Origin of the sequence: Pseudonocardia sp. HH130629-09 (genome assembly GCF_001294645.1) — a bacterium.
Lineage (GTDB): Bacteria > Actinomycetota > Actinomycetes > Mycobacteriales > Pseudonocardiaceae > Pseudonocardia.
In genome coordinates this window covers 481,151-497,817 of record NZ_CP011868.1, presented here as the reverse complement: position 1 = coordinate 497,817, position 16,667 = coordinate 481,151, and the positions used below count along the sequence as shown (strand labels likewise).

16 protein-coding genes are annotated in these 16,667 nt (G+C 74.5%); 8 read left to right on the top strand and 8 right to left on the bottom strand.

Features of this window, described 5'->3' with window-relative positions; translation table 11 throughout:
• Positions 1-27: 27 nt before the first annotated feature.
• From XF36_RS02385 to XF36_RS32880, 3 genes are all read right to left on the bottom strand, one after another.
• Complete coding sequence (locus tag XF36_RS02385; protein ID WP_060710707.1) at positions 28-2,805, bottom strand: putative bifunctional diguanylate cyclase/phosphodiesterase; 2,778 nt, start codon at positions 2,803-2,805, stop codon at positions 28-30.
• A 315-nt stretch (positions 2,806-3,120) separates the two neighbouring features.
• A complete protein-coding gene (locus tag XF36_RS02380) occupies positions 3,121-4,290 on the bottom strand; it encodes an NAD(P)-dependent malic enzyme (RefSeq protein ID WP_060710706.1) in 1,170 nt (389 codons plus the stop codon).
• Between the two features lie 283 nt (positions 4,291-4,573).
• Positions 4,574-5,569: a hypothetical protein gene (locus XF36_RS32880; RefSeq protein ID WP_060710705.1), complete on the bottom strand. Its 996-nt coding sequence runs from the start codon at positions 5,567-5,569 to the stop codon at positions 4,574-4,576.
• Positions 5,570-5,730: 161 nt separating this feature from the next.
• Between XF36_RS32880 and XF36_RS02370 the strand changes: the two genes are divergently transcribed.
• Positions 5,731-6,351, top strand: a complete 621-nt coding sequence (locus XF36_RS02370) for a histidine phosphatase family protein (protein ID WP_060710704.1) — start codon at positions 5,731-5,733, stop codon at positions 6,349-6,351.
• The gene (locus XF36_RS02365; RefSeq protein WP_020623032.1) at positions 6,348-6,833 is read left to right on the top strand and encodes a GNAT family N-acetyltransferase; all 486 of its coding nucleotides are present in this window, start codon (positions 6,348-6,350) and stop codon (positions 6,831-6,833) included. Before XF36_RS02370 ends, XF36_RS02365 begins: the two co-directional genes overlap by 4 nt.
• Here XF36_RS02365 and XF36_RS02360 read toward each other — a convergent pair.
• Positions 6,830-7,258 carry a hypothetical protein gene (locus tag XF36_RS02360; RefSeq protein WP_060710703.1) on the bottom strand — a complete coding sequence of 143 codons (429 nt, stop codon included), beginning with the start codon at positions 7,256-7,258 and terminating at the stop codon, positions 6,830-6,832. The two genes, XF36_RS02365 and XF36_RS02360, sit on opposite strands and share 4 nt — an antisense overlap.
• An 83-nt stretch (positions 7,259-7,341) precedes the next feature.
• Between XF36_RS02360 and XF36_RS02355 the strand changes: the two genes are divergently transcribed.
• Complete coding sequence (locus XF36_RS02355) at positions 7,342-8,292, top strand: diacylglycerol/lipid kinase family protein (protein WP_060710702.1); 951 nt, start codon at positions 7,342-7,344, stop codon at positions 8,290-8,292.
• Positions 8,293-8,767: 475 nt separating this feature from the next.
• Entirely contained in the window at positions 8,768-9,019 is a 252-nt protein-coding gene (locus XF36_RS02350) for a WhiB family transcriptional regulator (RefSeq protein WP_043277332.1), read from the top strand.
• A gap of 384 nt (positions 9,020-9,403) precedes the next feature.
• On the opposite strand, the gene XF36_RS02345 is transcribed toward XF36_RS02350, so the two are convergent.
• A complete protein-coding gene (locus XF36_RS02345) occupies positions 9,404-10,918 on the bottom strand; it encodes a sensor histidine kinase (RefSeq protein ID WP_060714353.1) in 1,515 nt (504 codons plus the stop codon).
• A gap of 92 nt (positions 10,919-11,010) precedes the next feature.
• Here XF36_RS02345 and XF36_RS35415 point away from each other — a divergent pair, with 92 nt between their 5' ends.
• Positions 11,011-11,085, top strand: a complete 75-nt coding sequence (locus XF36_RS35415; protein ID WP_414706227.1) for a 50S ribosomal protein bL37 — start codon at positions 11,011-11,013, stop codon at positions 11,083-11,085.
• A gap of 71 nt (positions 11,086-11,156) precedes the next feature.
• Here XF36_RS35415 and rsrA read toward each other — a convergent pair whose 3' ends face one another.
• Both rsrA and XF36_RS02335 read right to left on the bottom strand, forming a co-directional pair.
• Positions 11,157-11,495 (bottom strand): mycothiol system anti-sigma-R factor, encoded by a 339-nt coding sequence (gene rsrA, locus XF36_RS02340; RefSeq protein WP_043277336.1) that lies wholly within the window; start codon positions 11,493-11,495, stop codon positions 11,157-11,159.
• Between the two features lie 41 nt (positions 11,496-11,536).
• The gene (locus XF36_RS02335) at positions 11,537-12,190 is read right to left on the bottom strand and encodes a sigma-70 family RNA polymerase sigma factor (protein ID WP_060710701.1); all 654 of its coding nucleotides are present in this window, start codon (positions 12,188-12,190) and stop codon (positions 11,537-11,539) included.
• A 308-nt stretch (positions 12,191-12,498) separates the two neighbouring features.
• On the opposite strand from XF36_RS02335, the gene ybaK reads away from it, so the two are divergent.
• The 3 genes from ybaK (at position 12,499) to XF36_RS02320 (ending at position 16,145) form a co-directional block, all read left to right on the top strand.
• A complete protein-coding gene (gene ybaK, locus XF36_RS02330; protein WP_060710700.1) occupies positions 12,499-12,975 on the top strand; it encodes a Cys-tRNA(Pro) deacylase in 477 nt (158 codons plus the stop codon).
• Positions 12,976-13,122: 147 nt separating this feature from the next.
• On the top strand, positions 13,123-13,923 hold the full coding sequence (locus XF36_RS02325; RefSeq protein ID WP_238589077.1) for an SAM-dependent methyltransferase: 801 nt from the start codon (positions 13,123-13,125) through the stop codon (positions 13,921-13,923).
• Between the two features lie 20 nt (positions 13,924-13,943).
• Positions 13,944-16,145: a putative bifunctional diguanylate cyclase/phosphodiesterase gene (locus XF36_RS02320; RefSeq protein ID WP_060710698.1), complete on the top strand. Its 2,202-nt coding sequence runs from the start codon at positions 13,944-13,946 to the stop codon at positions 16,143-16,145.
• Here XF36_RS02320 and XF36_RS02315 read toward each other — a convergent pair.
• Positions 16,142-16,660 carry a hypothetical protein gene (locus tag XF36_RS02315; RefSeq protein ID WP_060710697.1) on the bottom strand — a complete coding sequence of 173 codons (519 nt, stop codon included), beginning with the start codon at positions 16,658-16,660 and terminating at the stop codon, positions 16,142-16,144. The two genes, XF36_RS02320 and XF36_RS02315, sit on opposite strands and share 4 nt — an antisense overlap.
• Positions 16,661-16,667 lie beyond the last annotated feature (7 nt).

Sequence of the window (16,667 nt, the reverse complement as noted above, 5' to 3'; positions counted from 1 at the left end):
CGCCCGCGGTGGGCGGGCGCGACCGGCTCACCAGAGGTTCGGGGTCCCCTCGGGCGGGGTGGCACTCGTCGCCGGGGTCGGCAGGCCGCCGCCGCGCAGCACGCGGTGCAGGTCGGCAGGGCGCAGCGAGCGGGCGAACAGCCAGCCCTGGAACGCGTCCACACCGAGCCCGCGCAGCACGTGGAACTGCTCGGCGGTCTCGACGCCCTCGGCGACGGTCTTGCGACCCATCGCGCGGGCGACCTCGACGACGGCGCGGGCGAGCGCGAAGTCGGCCGGGTCGGTGCCGACCCCGGTGACGAAGGCCCGGTCGACCTTGACCGTCTGCGCCGGGAGCTCCTTGAGCCGGGCCAGCGACGAGTAGCCGGTGCCGAAGTCGTCGACGGCGAAGCGGACACCGCGGTGCACGAGCTCGCTCATCGCGTCGAGCGCGGGGCGCGGCAGCGCGACCAGGCTGGTCTCGACGAGCTCGAGCACCAGCTGGTTCCACGGCAGCCCGGCACCCTCGACGATCGCGGTGACGTCGGCCAGGAACGACGGGTCGGCGGGCAGCAACCCGGCCAGGTTCACCGCGACGGCGACGGCCTGACCGGTCCGGGGCCAGGTCGCGGCCTCGGTGACGGCGGAGCGCAGCACCCACAGGTCCAGCTCGCGCTGCAGGCCGCCGCGCTGGGCGACCGGCAGGAACTCGCCGGGCGAGACCTCCCCGTGCACCGGGTGCGACCAGCGCAGCAGCGCCTCGGCGGACAGCACGGTGCCGTCCGGCGCGACGACCGGCTGGTACTCCAGGCGCAGCGCGTCGCCCTCGATCGCGGCGCGCAGCTCGGCCTCCAGCTCCAGCTGGCGGCGTGCCGGCGCGACGGCGCCGCGGTCGGCGACGGCGACCGTGCCGCGTCCGCGCTGCTTGGCCTCGCGCACCGCGACCTCGGCCGAGCGCAGCAGGTCGTCGCCGCGGGGGCCGCGGGCGTCGGCGTGCGGGCCGGTCAGCGCGGCGTCCCGCCCGGCGACGCCGACCGAGGCGGTCAGCGTGATCGGCCTCCCGGCCACGGTGACCTCCCCACGCAGCAGCTCGGCGACGACGGCGGCGAGCGCCTGCGGTCCGCCGACCTCGTCGACGTCGGCGCAGACCACCGCGAACTCGTCGGCCGACAGCCGCCCGGCCGTGCAGTGGTACGGCAGCTCGCGCTGCAGCCGCCCCGCCAGCTCGATGAGCAGCAGGTCACCGGCGTCGTGGCCGAGGCCGGTGTTGACGCGGGAGAAGTCGTCGACGTCACCGCAGACGACGGCGACCCGGTCGGCGTCCGTACCGGCCAGCAGCCGGTCGGCGAGCTCCAGCAGCCCGGCCCGGTTGGGCAGCCGGGTCAGCGGGTCGACGGTGTCGGCCTCGCGCAGCACGTCGGCGGCGCGGCGGCGCTCCCCCACGTCGGTGACGACGAGCAGCCAGAACGGGCGGCCGTCGTCGGAGGGGGCGGCGTTGACCACGACCTCGCAGTCGACCCGGGTGCCGTCGGCCCGCAGCAGCGGCAGCCACTCGATCCGGTAGGTCGGCTCGGGGTGCGACGGGTCGCGCAGCCAGTCCGGCAGCCCCCCGCGGCGGTCGGACCCGGGCTCGGCGGACAGGCTGCGTGCCGGGACCCCGCGCAGGGTCTCCAGATCGGCGTCGAGCAGCTGGCACAGCGCCGGGTTGGCGTCGACGATCCGGCCACGCCCGTCGAGCATCGCGACGCCGGTGGTGATCGCGGCGACGAGGTCGGCGAACCGCTGCCCGGAACGCTGCGCGCGGGACTCGGCGCGGCGCCGGTCGGAGATGTCCTGCACGGTCCCGATCAGGCGCAGCGGTGCGCCGCCGGGCGTGCGGTCGATCCGGGTGCGGCACGACAGCACCGCGCCGCCCTCGGGGCGGATCTCGGAGCTGTGCGCGGTGGTGGGCTCCGGCGCGGCCTCCGGGCCGCGGCGCAGCATCCGGCAGACCCGCTCGACCTGCTCGCCCTCGATGGGGCCGTCCGGGCCGTCGGGGCGCACGCCCAGCGCGCGGTAGAGCTCGACGAGCCCCTCGCTGCGGGTCAGCGTCCCGGCCTGCAGGTCGAAGGTCCAGGTGCCGGAGCGGGTGGCGCGCTCGAGGTCGAGCGCGGGTGCCTCGTCCGACGGCGCGGGCGCGGCGTCGGGGAACGGGGTGAGCAGCACGACGGTGCGGTCGCCGGGCTGGTTCCAGCGGACGACCTTGACCCGGGCCAGCCGACGGTCGGCGCGGACCAGGCGGGCGTCGGAGTCCGGGCCGACGAGCAGCTGCGGGAGCCGCATGCCGGTCGGGTCGGCGGACCCGGCGAGGCGACGGAGCGCGGCGTTGGTGTGGACGACGACGCCCCCGGCGTCGCAGACCAGCGCGGGCGAGGGCGGGAGCTGCACCGCGGAGTGGTCGGCGCCCGTGGACCCGACGGTCCCCGGACCGGGGCCCGCGGCGGTGTCCGACTGGACCGGACCGGGCGGGCGCGGTGCACCGGGCAGCCGCCGGGCCATGCCGAACGGCGGCTCCCCGACGCCCGCGCCGGAGATCTCGGCGTCCGGCGCGGCCGCGGCGTTCAGGGCCTCCGCCGGGGCGAGGAGCTGCTCGTCGTCGGGACCGGGCCGGGTGCGACCCGCCGGGGTGCCGCCGGGACCGGCGAAGGCCCGGGCGAGGTCGCCGGCCAGGCCGGGGTCACGATCCCGGTCCCGGCGGACACCCGGTGCCTGCTCCGCGCGTCCACCGGCCGGTTCTCCGACCGATGCACCCGGACGGTGTCCCGTCCGCGGCTCCTGCTCCGACACGCCCGCCTCCGTTCCGTTCGGCAGCTCCGTCGGGAACAACGAGCCACCGTTCCGGGCGATCCGGGCGGGTAGACCGATCGAGCCACCCGATACAGCGAGTGATGAGGCCGTTCGGCTCAATCTCGCTACTCCGCCCGTCACTCACGGGTGGTGACAGGTAGTCGTCGGAGGGTGAAGGGTGTGGCGCACTCGGCGAGCGGTGGCAACCGATCCGACCGTGCGTGGTCGACCGCTCACAGCGCGCCGTGCCGTTCGGCGCAGACCCCGATTGCACACGTTTCGTAACCGGGGTTATGGCCGCCCGACGGCCGTCGGTCAGACGGGCGTCGCCGCGGCGCGGGCCACCGCCGCGGCGACGGCCGGGGCCACCCGCGGGTCGAACGGACCGGGCACGATCTTCTGCGGGGACAGCTCGTCGGCCACGACGTCGGCGATGGCCCGCGCGGCCGCGATCTTCATGTCGTCGGTGATGCGGCGGGCGTGCGCGTCGAGGGCCCCGCGGAAGATCCCCGGGAAGGCCAGCACGTTGTTGATCTGGTTCGGGAAGTCGCTTCGGCCGGTCGCGACGACCGCGGCGTGCCGGGCCGCGATCTCCGGGTGCACCTCGGGATCGGGGTTGGACAGCGCGAAGACCATGCCCTCCGGGGCCATCGTGGCCAGCAGCTCCTCGGGCAGCGTGGCGCTGGAGAGCCCGACGAACACGTCCGCACCGGCCAGTGCCTCGGCGACCCCGCCGGTGACCCCGCGCGGGTTGGTGACGGCGGCCAGGGCGGCCTTCTCCCCGCCACGTCCGGCGTCGACGACCCCGCGCGAGTCCAGCAGGACGACGTCCGAGGCGCCCGCAGTCAGCAGGATGCGGGCGCAGGCGATGCCGGCAGCACCGGCCCCCGAGATCACGATGCGCAGGTCCGACAGCGAGCGGTCCTGCACCCGGCAGGCGCCGTCGACGGCGGCGAGCAGCACGACGGCGGTGCCGTGCTGGTCGTCGTGCATGACCGGGCAGTCCAGCGCCTCGACCAGGCGGCGCTCCAGCTCGAAGCAGCGCGGCGCGGCGATGTCCTCGAGGTTGACCGCACCGAAGGTCGGCCGCAGCCGCACCAGGGTCTCCACGATCTCGTCGACGTCGGTGGTGTCGAGGACCAGCGGGATCGAGTCGAGCCCGGCGAAGGACTTGAACAGCGCCGACTTGCCCTCCATCACCGGCAGCGACGCGCGCGGCCCGATGTCACCGAGGCCGAGCACCGCGGTGCCGTCGCTGACGACGGCGACCAGCCGGTGCGCCCAGGTGTAGCGGGCGGCCAGCGAGGCGTCGTCGGCGATGGCGCGGCAGACGTCGGCGACGCCGGGGGTGTAGGCGATGGACAGGTCGCGCTCGTCGGCCAGCGGCGCGGTCAGGCCGGTGGCGAGCTTGCCGCCCTCGTGCGCGCCGAACACCTCGTGCCGGTCGGGGGCGGAGCGCGTGGTCGGGTCCTGGGCGAGCGTCATGGGAGAACTCCACGGGTGGTGCGGTACGAGAGGGGCGCACGGACGCGCCTGCCGTCGCACCGGGCGGCGCGGGTTGACGTCGACCTGCTCGCGGTGCCGGACGGCCATCCCGCCCGCCACGCCGGGATAGGGGCGCCGCGCCGGGACGAGCTGTCAGATCTGGCGGCGAGTCTAACCGGGCGCGCGCCGGGAACCGGCCACCCGGCACGTCCGGAGTGGCCACCCGCACACCGACGGGCGTCCGGCGCCGGTCCCCGGCGGTGCACCGGGTCGGCGCAGCGGGTCAGCGCAGTGGGGCCGGGGTGAGGTCGGGCAGCGGGAGCGCGGGCAGCGACGGGCCGGTGGGCAGCTCGGTCAGCGGCAGCACGCCCGGGGTGAACGGGACCCGCCCGGGGACGACCTCCAGCGCGCCGACGTCGCCGTAGCGCTCGGCGTAGGCCAGCGCGCGGGCGATGTCGGTAACCCCGTTGGTGTTGGTCGGCAGCATCAGGCTCGACAGCAGCCCGAACGCACGGCCGCGCGCGTCGAGGTAGCCCGAGCCCGAGTCGCCCGGGACCCCCGGCGGCGTGGTGGAGACGACATGGGCGCGCGGCCCCTCCGGCTGCCCGAGGCTCAGCCCCTGCTTGTACGGCGTCGCCACGAGCTGGTTGGGCTGGTAGCTGTAGACCTTCTCCCCCTGTTCGGTGCCGTCGGTGTCGAGCCCGGTCGGGCCGCCGAAGCCGGGGACCGTGGGGTCGGCGACGGCGACGGCCGCCGGGTCCAGGCGGATCAGCGACAGGTCGTTGTAGAGGCACAGCTGCGGGTCGGTCTCCCCGCGGTCCTGCATGACCGCCCAGGAGTTGTAGGCGACCCGTCCGGTGTAGTTCCTGCCGTCGCGGCCGCGGATGCCGACCTCGATGCCCTCCGGCATGACCGGCTCGCTGCAGCCGTCCACCGAGGACATCGCGTCCTCGCCCGCCATGCAGTGCGCGGCCGCGCCCAGGTAGAGCGCCCCGGCGGGCGCTGCCTGGTGCTCGGCGCCGTCCCGGTGTCCGTCCTGCGCGGCGGCCGGGGTGTAGAGGAAGTTGGCGGTGCACAGCTCGGCCCCGCCGGTGACCGGGGTGGCGATCTGCACGCCAGGGCCGATCGCGCCCGACTGCACCGCCGGGGCGGACGGCGCGGCCACGGCGGTGCCCGCGGCGGCGGGCGCGGTCAGCGCGACGGTGACCGCGAGTCCGGCCGCGGCCGCGATCCCGGCGATGCGCCACCGCGCGGGGCGGTGGGAGAACTGCGACGACATGACGCTCCTCGGCTCGTGGTCCGCCACGGATCTCAGCCGAACCGGCCACCCTGCGGGTACGGCGCGCCCGGCGGACTCCCCGGTCGGGGACCGATCCGACCCGACCGGGTGACGTGATCACCGCGAGCGTCCCGCAGCGTCCGCGACTAGCGTCGCCGCACGTGAGCACCGACGCCGATCCCGAGGGACGGATCCTCCTGCTGCGCCACGGCGAGACCGAGTGGTCGCGCACCGGCAAGCACACCGGCCGCACCGACGTCCCGCTGACCGACCAGGGCCGGGTCGCCGCCCGCCGGGTGCGCACCGCGCTGGCCCTGGTCCGCCACGACGCCCCGCCCGCCCGGGTCCTCTCTTCCCCGCGCTCGCGCGCACGGGACACCGCCGAGCTCGCCGGGCTGCGGGTGGATGCGGTCGACGACCGGCTCGTCGAGTGGGACTACGGCGACAACGAGGGCCGGACCACGCCGCAGATCCGCGAGTCCCTGCCGGGCTGGACGATCTGGGACGGACCGTGGCCCGGCGGTGAGACCCCCGACGACGTCGCGGCCCGCGCCGACGCCGTGCTCGCCGACGCACGCGCCCTGCTCGGCGACGGCGACGTCGTGCTCGTGGGGCACGGCCACTTCTCGCGGGTGCTGACGGCGCGCTGGATCGGGTTGCCCGCGAGTGGCGGGGTGCACTTCCGCATGGACCCGGCCGGGGTCAGCGTGCTGGGGTTCGAGCGCGGTATCCCCCGCCTCGACCACGTCAACCAGCGCCCCACCCCAGCGGAGGACCAGTGAGCGTCCGGACGGCCACCCCCGACGACGTGCCGGTGATGGTCCGGCTCGTGCACGAGCTGGCCGACTACGAGAAGGCCGCGGACGAGTGCGGGCTGACCGAGGAGCAGCTGCACGCCGCGCTGTTCGGCCCCGACCCGTCGGCCGGGGCACTCGTCGCCACCGGCGACGACGGCGCGGTCGTCGGCACGGCCATCTGGTTCCGGACCTTCTCCACCTGGGAGGGCGTCGCCGGGATCCACCTGGAGGACCTCTACGTGACCCCCGCCGCCCGCGGCGGCGGGCACGGCGCGGCCCTGCTCGCCGAGCTGGCCGCCGAGGTGGCCCGGCGCGGCTGGAAGCGCCTGGAGTGGAACGTGCTGGACTGGAACACCCCGGCCATCGGCTTCTACCGCTCCGTCGGCGCGGTGCCGAACGAGGGATGGACCACCTACCGGCTCACCGGCGACCCGCTCGTCGCGCTGGCCGGGCGGGCCGGACGCTAGTCCTCGGGGTACTCGTCGCCCATCGACCAGCGGCGGGACTGCTCGCTGATCAGCATCAGGAACGTGAACAGCACGAACAGGCCGCAGACGATGCCCCACACCAGCTGCCGGCTGGGACCCAGCGCGTAGTAGATGACCGGGAACAGCAGGAGCTGCACGACGATCGCCGGGGTGCGGCAGCCGTGCACCCCGCGGACCAGCCCGTAGCCGACACCGGCCACGGCGGCCGCCATGAGCACGAAGATCCCGGCCTCGGCGAGCCCGTAGTAGAGACGGGCGCCACCGGCCTCCAGCGCGCGCACGCCGAGCACGACCGCGAGGACGGCGCCGACGAGCCCCTGCGCCGCGACGAGCACCCCCGCCACCCGCACGTTCTCCGGCGGTCGCTCCCGCGTCGCGGGGCGGGCGTCACGGTCATCGGCCACCTCGCGAGGATAGGCCGCCCGCCGTGACGGCCACCGCCGGGCGGCCGACGGACCGCCCGGTGCACGGTCGATACAGTCGGCCCGTGCGCGCGCTGCTCGTGGTCAACCCTCAGGCCACGTCCACCACCGCCGCCGGCCGGGACGTGCTGACCAAGGCCCTGGCCAGCGAGCTGAAGCTCGACGTCCTGCAGACCCGCTACCGGGGCCACGCGGCGGAGGCGACCGCGGCGGCCGTGGCGGACGGCGTCGAGCTCGTCGTGGCGCTCGGGGGCGACGGCACGGTCAACGAGGTCGTCAACGGGCTCCTGGCCGCGCAGACCGGCTCGGGCAGCGGCGCCCCGCGGCCGGACCCGGACGCCACGGCGATGCTCGCGGTGGTCCCCGGCGGCTCGGCGAACGTGTTCGCCCGCGCCCTGGACATGCCGCGCGACCCGGTCGAGGCGACCGGGCACGTGCTCACCGCGGTGGCCCGGCGGCGACGACGGCTGGTCGGCCTGGGCTGGGCCGACGACCGCTGGTTCACCTTCAACGCCGGCATGGGCTGGGACGCCGAGGTCGTGGCCGCGGTGGAGCGCGCCCGCGCGCAGGGCCACGAGGCCAGCCCCGGCCGCTACGCGCTGACCGCGATCGCCCAGTACCTCGCGCAGCTGCGCCGGCCGCCGTCGATGACGGTGGAGCTGCCCGACGCGGCGCCGCTGACCGGGGTGCGGCTGGCGTTCGTCTCGAACACCGACCCGTGGACCTTCCTGTCCGGCCGCGCGGTGCGGACCAACCCCCGCTCGTCGTTCGGCAGCGGGCTGGGGCTGTTCGCCCTCACCGGGCTGAGCCCGCGGACGATCGCCTCGACCCTGCGTCAGATCCTGGCCGCCGACGGCGACCCGCACGGGCGGCACATCGTCCGGCACGACGCGGTCGGCCGGGTGCGGATCACCTCGGAACAGCCCCTCGCGCTCCAGCTCGACGGCGACCACCTCGGAATGCGCACCGACGTGGAATTCCTGAGCGTGCCCGGAGCGTTACGCGTCGTCGTGTGAGACGGACGGTTCGTCGCTCATCGTGCGGGCGCTTTCACACGCTGGAGTGAGCTACCCCGCCATTCACCGATGTGAGCGGACCGTCGGTCCCGTTGGGGCTTACACCAGGCCAAACCCGTGATCCAAGGTGGTCCTACGCAAGCGAGGCCACGAGCAGCGCCGCTCGTGGAGGTTCCGTCCCACCGGGCCGGGCCCCTCACTCGGAGGGTGTCCGGGTCGACACCGTTTTCGGGTGGCCGATTCCGCGTGGGGCAGGGACACTGGATCGTGGAACCGGCCCAGGGCGGCTCGAAGTCCCGGGCACAGGTCTGTCTGCGTGCGTTCCCTATGAGGGCGCTCACGTATCCCGCGAGCAGTTCCCCATTGAGGACCGTGGTGGCTCGTGAAAGTATTCACAAGCTGCGAAACATGCACGTAACATCAGCGCACAGACGATCGGCGCGACCCCGATCGCGCACCAGAGGAGAAAGTGATCATGGACTGGCGTCACGACGCGATCTGCCGCGACGAGGACCCGGAGCTGTTCTTCCCGGTCGGCACCAGCGGCCCCGCCCTGATGCAGATCGCGGAGGCCAAGAGCGTGTGCCGGCGTTGCCCGGTCACCGAGTCGTGCCTGCAGTGGGCCCTCGAGTCCGGTCAGGACGCGGGTGTCTGGGGCGGCATGAGCGAGGACGAGCGGCGCGCCCTGAAGCGGCGCAGCACCCGTCCGCGCGCTCGCACCGCGTAGGAAGCCGCCTCCGGGCACTCGCCCGGACCACGGCAGGAACAGCTGTCCCGGGAACAGTCGCTTCGCACGCCTCGGGCAGTAGCTCCGAGAAGTAGAGGAAGTAGCTCCCCGACCTCGGGCCCGTAGCCGGACGCCACCGGCCACGGGCCCGAGGTGCGTTCGGGGTGATCTGCCACCCCGGTGTGAAGGTCGACCACGGTACCGGCGCGACCACGGCACCGGGATCAACGGTCACGGGACGAGCGTATCCGGTGCCCTCCGGGCCCTCTCCCACGCCCCGGGTCACCGGGAGTGACCGGGATCGGTCGCCCGCCGCACCGCAGCGACCGCCCGGGGACGACGGGCGGCGGAACCGTTGCCCCGCCGCCCTCCTATCCCCTGTCCTCAGGAGCCGCCGAGCGGTACCCGGACAAGGGCCACCGTGCCGCCGCCCTCCCGGGCCCGCACCTCGATCGTCGCCTCCAGCTCGGAGGTCAGCAGGGTCCGCACGATCTGCAGCCCCAGCCCCTTGGACTTCTCGAAGTCGAAGTCGGCCGGCATCCCGTGACCGTCGTCGGCCACCGACACCTCCAGCCGGCTCGCCGAGCGCACCGGGCTGACGACCACCTCCCCCGCCGTACCGGGGTCGTAGGCGTGCGCCAGGGCGTTGTGCGTCAGCTCGGCCAGGACCAGCACCAGCGGGGTCGCCTTCGCCGCGGGCAGCGCCCCGAAACCGGGGTCGACGCGTACCCGGGCACGGGACTCGGTCGTCGCGCCGTCGCGGATGGCGGGCAGCACCTTCGGCAGCAGCTCGTCGAGCTCGACGACCTCGGCGACGGAGTAGGCCAGGGCCTCGTGCACGTGCGCGATGGAGGTGACCCGGCGGACCGACTCCTCCAGCGCGCGACCGGCCTCCGGGTGTTCGCTGCGCCGGGCCTGCATCCGCAGCAGCGCCGCGACCGTCTGCAGGTTGTTCTTCACCCGGTGGTGGATCTCGCGGATGGTGGCGTCCTTGCTCATCAACGCCGCGTCCCGGCGGCGCAGGTCGGTCACGTCCCGGACCAGCACCAGCGCGCCCGCCGCGTCGCCGCGGGGGCGCAGCGGCAGTGCGCGCACGAGCATCGTCGCCCGACGGCCCTTGATCTCCATCCGGGTGGACGGGACGCCGTCGAGTGCCTCGTTGATCCGGCCCGCGACGTCCTTCGCGTCGAACGGGTCCAGCACCAGCGCCTTGGTGACCGTCGCGAGGTCGGCCCCGGCGACGTCGCTGGCGTGGCCCATGCGGTGGTACGCCGACAGCGCGTTCGGGCTGGCGTAGGCCACGTTGCCGTGCACGTCGAGGCGGACCAGGCCGTCCCCCGCACGCGGGCTGCCCTCGGCCGAGCCGGGCGGACCCGACTGCGGCGGGAACGTCCCGTCCACGATCATCTGGCACAGGTCCGAGGCGCTGCCGAGGTAGGCGATCTCCAGCGGGCTCGGGACGCGCGGGGTGGACAGGTTGGTGTCGCGGGACAGCACCGCCACCGTGCGGCCCTTGAACCGCACCGGGATGGTCTCCCGCCGCACCGGCACCTCCAGGTGCCAGCGCGGGTCGTCGTCGCGGCAGATCCGGCCCTCCAGCACCGCCCGGCGCAGCTGGCCGACCTCCACCGGCACCGCCCGGCGTCCGACGACGTCGTCCGGGTGGGCGGTCGGCGCGGTGGTGGGCCGGGCCTGGGCTACGCACAGGAACTGCGCGGTCGCCGCCCGGGAGGCACCGCCGGTCCCCGCGTGGAGGTCGTCCAGCGGCACCCACAGCAGGAAGTCGGCGAAGGACATGTCGGCCAACAACTGCCACTCACCGACCACGCGCTGGAGGTGATCGGCGGTCTCGCCGTCCATCGTCGTGTGCTCGGCGAGCAGCTCGCTCAGCGTGGTCACGATCGCCCATCCCATCACATGCGAGAATCGCCCGTACCAAGCTCCCGCGGCACCGCCGCGGAACCGTGACCCGGACGGGAAGGAGGGTCGAGATGTCCAAGCTTGCACGCAAGCGCCGTGACCGCGCCAAGAAGGGCGCCAACCACGGCAAGAAGCCGAACTGCTGAGCTTCGGCGACGCCGACGCGAGAGGGCGGGCACCCCGGTGGGAGTGCCCGCCCTCTCGCGTGTGTGGCCGGTCAGCCGCTGCGGTACTCGGTGCGCTGGTGCGACACGGAGACGCTGGTGCCCTCCGGACCGCTCTCCACGGTCACCTGGGCCTGCTCGAGCACCGCGGAGCGGATCTGGGACCGCAGCCGGTCCTTGAGCCCGGCCGGGGCCGCCTCACCGCCGCACTTGCGGGCCAGCAGCGCCTTCAGCTTCTCGTCGATGCCGTACTCGGCCAGGCAGGGCCCGCACTCGTCCAGGTGCTGCTGGAGCAGGCGTCGCCGCTCCTGGTCGCACTCGTGGTCGAGGAACAGCCACACCTCCGCCAGCACCTCGCTGCACCCGGTGTTCGCGGGCGGGTCCTGGATCATGGGGTTGCGCTCGAGCGGTGCGCCCGAGCCCTCGGCGGCGCTCACGATGCCGTCACCTCCCGGTCCCCGGTCGCGCCGGCGCCCCCGTCGCGGACGAAGCCGCGCTCACGGGCGACGTCGGTCAGCATGTCGCGCAGCTGGCGCCGGCCGCGGTGCAGCCGCGACATCACGGTGCCGATCGGGGTGCCCATGATCTCGGCGATCTCCTTGTAGGCGAACCCCTCGACGTCGGCGAGGTAGACCGCCATGCGGAAGTCCTCCGGAAGGCCCTGCAGGGCCTCCTTGACGTCGCTGTCGGGCAGCGCGTCGAGCGCCTCCACCTCGGCCGAGCGCAGACCGGTCGAGCTGTGCTCACCGGCCTTGGCCAGCTGGTAGTCGGTGATCTCGTCGGTCGGCGACTGCAGGGGCTGACGCTGCCGCTTCCGGTACCCGTTGATGTAGGTGTTGGTCAGGATCCGGTACAGCCACGCCTTGAGGTTGGTGCCGCGGCGGAACGACCCGAACGCCGAGTACGCCTTCAGGAACGTCTCCTGCACCAGGTCCTCGGCGTCGGCCGGGTTCCGGGTCATGCGCAGCGCCGCACCGTAGAGCTGGTCGAGCAGCGGCATCGCGTCGCGCTCGAAGCGGGCCGTGCGGTCGGAGACGCTCTCGTCCTCGGGCGCGCGGTTGCCGTCCTCGTCGGCCACACCGACCATGGCCGCGAGCTCCGCGGGATCGGTCCCTGCCGCACCCGTCTCCGGCTGGTCCGGCTCATCCGGCTGTACTGACAAAGGTTCCCTCTCCAGTGACACGAGTCGCGCGCCGGTGCGGGTCACCGGCACGACGGACGCGTCGGAGGGTACGCGCCCCGGCCGCTCGCGGCCGTCCGGCGGCGCGGCCCCGGGCCTCTCCATCACTGATGTCGTCACCCCCGGAACAACGGTGCGGCGCCGGACCGCATTCCCATAGGTTCTCCGTCACCCCCGGGTCGGGCCCCGGGGACGAGGACGGGAGGACACCGACGATGGCGGGCAGGGGCACCCCGGCGACGGCACTGCTGAGCAAGCGTGGGGTGGCGCACGAGCTGCACACCGACACCCACCACGACGGCGCGGACTACGGCGCGGAGGCCGCCGCCGTCATGGGGCAGGACCCGCGACGGGTGTTCAAGACCCTCGTCGCGCTCGTCGACGGGACCATGACGGTCGGGATCGTGCCGGTGTCGGCCCAGCTGGACCTCAAGGCACTGGCCGCCGCCGCGGGCGGGAAGAAGGCCGTCATGGCCGACGTCGCCGACGCCGAGCGGGCCACCGGCTACGTCGCGGGCGGCATCTCCCCGCTGGGCCAGCGTCGACGGCTGCCGACGGTCCTCGACGTCTCCGCGCAGGAGCACCCGACGGTGTTCTGCTCCGGGGGCAGGCGCGGCCTGGAGATCGAGCTCGCCTCGGCGGACCTGGTGGCACTCACCGGCGCCGTCGTCGCGCCGATCGCGACCGGCTGACCGCAGGGGGTCACACGGACTGGTCCGATCCGGGCTCCGCGCCAGTAGGGTCGGTCACCGACGGCCCCGGACCGCCGTCGGCACCGTCGAGACGAGCAACGGGGAGCACGCGTGGACCGACCGGAATGGGCGCCCGACGAGGTGGACATGACCAGCCCGAGCGTCGCCCGGGTCTACGACTACTACCTGGGCGGGTCGCACAACTTCGAGGTCGACCGTGCCTTCGCCGACCGGGTGCTCGACGCGCTGCCCGAGATGGCGGCCGTCGCGCAGGCCAACCGGGCGTTCCTGCGCCGGGCAGTGCACCACATGTGCGCGCAGGGGATCCGCCAGTTCCTCGACCTCGGCTCGGGCATCCCGACCGTCGGCAACGTGCACGAGGTCGCGGCGACCGCCTGCGACGACGCCCGGGTGCTCTACGTCGACAACGACCCGATCGCCGTCGCGCACAGCCGTGCGCTGCTCGACGACGACCCGTCGACGGCCGTGCTCGCCGCCGACCTGACCGACCCGCGACGGGTCCTCGACGACCCCCTGACGCGCAGCCACCTCGACCTGACGCAGCCGGTGGCGGTGCTGCTCGTCTCGGTGCTGCACTTCGTCCCGGACGAGGCCGACCCGGCCGGGATCATCGCCGCCTACGCCGCCGCCGCGACCGCCCCCGGCAGCCACGTGGTCGTCAGCCACGCGAGTGACGAGGGGGGCCTCTCCGGTGCGAGCCAGGCCCAGAACCTCTACAACAGGGACGCGTCCCCGAACCGGATGCGGATGCGGATGCGGATGCGCGACAACGAGGAGCTCACGGCGCTGTTGGCCGGCCTGGAGCTGGTGGAACCCGGAGTCGTGCGGATCCCGCTCTGGCGTCCGGAGACCCCGGTGGGCCCCGAGGCGCAGCGCTACCCCGGCCTGGCCGCCGTCGCCCGTCACACCGGGCCGCCCGGCGACTGACAGTGGGAGGGAGAGCCGTCATGGCGAAACCCGTCCCCGTCCTGCCCGACGACGGGGGCCCGGGGCCGTCGGCGCTGGCCGACGCCTGGGTCGCCGCGATCGAGGCCCGCAGCTTCGTCTCCGCCGCCCGCGCCGACCTGCACGCGGTGCTGTCCGGTGCGGCCTGGTGGTTCACCGCCGTCGTCGAGGGGCGGGCCGAGGAGACGATGGCCGAGGAGGTCGGCGCCGAGCTGGTCGCCGCGCACCTCACCGACCCGGCCGCCCTGCGCTGCTCGATCGACGTGCTGTCCGAGCACTTCGCCGAGCACACGCTCGACCCGGAGCGGTTCCGCCGCTGGAGCAGGGCGGTCGGGGCGCTGTCGACGGGGTACGCCCGGATGCTGCGCGACCGCACCCGGCTGGAGCAGGAGCGGATCAGCTCGGCCGCGTTCGCCGCACGCGCCGCCGCCGAGGACGCCCGCTGGCGCTCCGAGGCGCGCTACGGCGTGGTGTTCGAGAGCTCCGTGATCGGCATCAGCGTCGCCGACACCGAGGGCCGGATCCTGGAGGCCAACCGCACGCTGACCCAGATGCTCGGCCACCGGCCCGGCGGGCTCGTGGGCCGCTCGGTGTTCGAGTTCATCCATCCCGAGGACACCCCCGAGATGTGGCCGCAGATCGAGTCCATGCTCGCCGGGCGGATCGGGCACGTCCGGATGGAGAAGGCCTACTTCCGGGTCGACGGCGACCAGGTGTGGACCGAGCTGACCGTCTCGCTGGTCCGCTCCCCCGACGGCGAGCCCCGCTACCTCGTCGCGATGGTCTCCGACTTCACCGAGCGCCGTCGTCTGCAGTCACGGCTGCGTCACCAGGCCGAGCACGACCCGCTCACCGGGCTGCCGAACCGCTCGCTGTTCTTCACCCGGCTCGAGACCGCGCTCGCCGGACCGTACGGCTCCCCCGCCCCGGTCGGGGTCTGCTATCTCGACCTCGACGGCTTCAAGGCCGTCAACGACACCCTCGGCCACGACGCGGGCGACCAGCTGCTGCGCACCGTCGCGCACCGCCTCGACGCCGAGCTCCGCCCGGCAGGGCACACCGTCGCCCGGATGGGCGGCGACGAGTTCGTGGTGCTCGTGGAGCAGTGCACCGGCGTCGAGCAGCTGGCCGAGGTCGCCGACCGGGCGCTGGCGGTCGTCCGGCGGCCGGTGCACGTGCGCGGCCGGGAGGTTGTGGTGTCGGCCAGCATCGGGATCGTCGCCCGCCCGTTCCGCGACGCCGCGGGCACCGCCACCGGCGAGGACGTCACCGGTGCCGCGGGCGCCGCCGAGCTCATGCAGGCCGCGGACACCACCATGTACTGGGCCAAGCGCGACGGCCGGGACCGCATCGCGGTCTTCGACCCGGCCCGGCACGCCAACGACGTGCACCTGTTCGAGCTGGCCGGCCGGATGCCGGGCGCGCTGGAGCGCGGCGAGTTCCACCTGGAGTACCAGCCGCTGGTCGCGCTCGACGACGGCGCCGTCGTCGGGGTGGAGGCGCTGGCCCGCTGGCGCACCGCCGACGGCGAGCGGCTCGGCCCGGACGTGTTCATCCCGCTGGCCGAGCAGACCGGCCTGATCGTCCCGCTGGGGCTGCACCTGCTGGAGCAGGCCTGCACCGACGCCCGGTCCTGGGTGGACTCAGGCGCCGACGCGGGGCTGGTGCTCAGCGTGAACGTGGCGGGCCAGCAGCTGCGCAGGCCCGACGCCGTCCTCCGCATCGCCGACGTGCTGGAGCGGACCGGGTGGCCCGCCTCGTCGCTGCAGCTGGAGCTGACCGAGAGCGACCTCATGTCCGCCGCCGGGCGCCCGGTGCAGGCGTTGGAGGAGCTGTCGCGGCTCGGGGTGCGGATCGCCATCGACGACTTCGGCACCGGCTACTCGAACCTGGTCTACCTGCACCGGCTGCCGGTGGACGTGCTCAAGCTGGCCGGGTCGTTCGTGACCGGGCAGAGCGGCCCCTGCCCGGGTGAGGTCCCGGACGACGGGGCGGCACCGTCGGACGTGGACAGCCCGGTCATCCTGTCGGCGATGATCGAGCTGGCGCACACCCTCGGGCTGACCGTCGTCGCGGAGTCGGTCGAGACCGGCTGGCAGGCCCGCAGGCTGCACGACCTGGGATGCGACATCGGCCAGGGCTGGCACCTGGGGTCGCCAAGCCCCGCGGCCGAGCTCGCCGCGCTGCTGGCCGGGGCCCGCTAGGACGGCGGGCCCGGGGCCAGACGCTGCCGCACGTCGTCGACGATCCGGTCGGCGCCGAGCACTCCGATCCCCACCATCCAGGTCTCGTCCTCGACCTCGTGCACCCGGCCGGCGCGGACGGCGGCGGTGCCCCACAGCCTGCTCACCGCACCCCGGGCACCGGCCGACGGGTCACCGGCCCGGTCGGTGAAGAACACGACGTCGCCGTCGATCTCCGAGGCCATCTCCGGTCCGACCTGCAGCATCGAGTACTCGTTCCAGGCCCGCTCGCCCAGGTCGAGGCCCACCGCGGTCAACACGGACCCGGAGAAGCTCCTCGGCCCGTAGAGCCGGAACGAGTCCGGCTGGAACCGCACGATCGACGCCGTCCGGCCGGGCGCGCCGACCTCCCTGCCCACCTGCTCGGCGCGCAGCCGCCACCTGTCGAGCAGCTCCTCCATCTCGCCGGTGCGCTGCACCGCGGCAGCGGTGACCCGGGCCTGTTCGGTCCAGTCGGTTCGATACGGAGGGAACATACCGGGC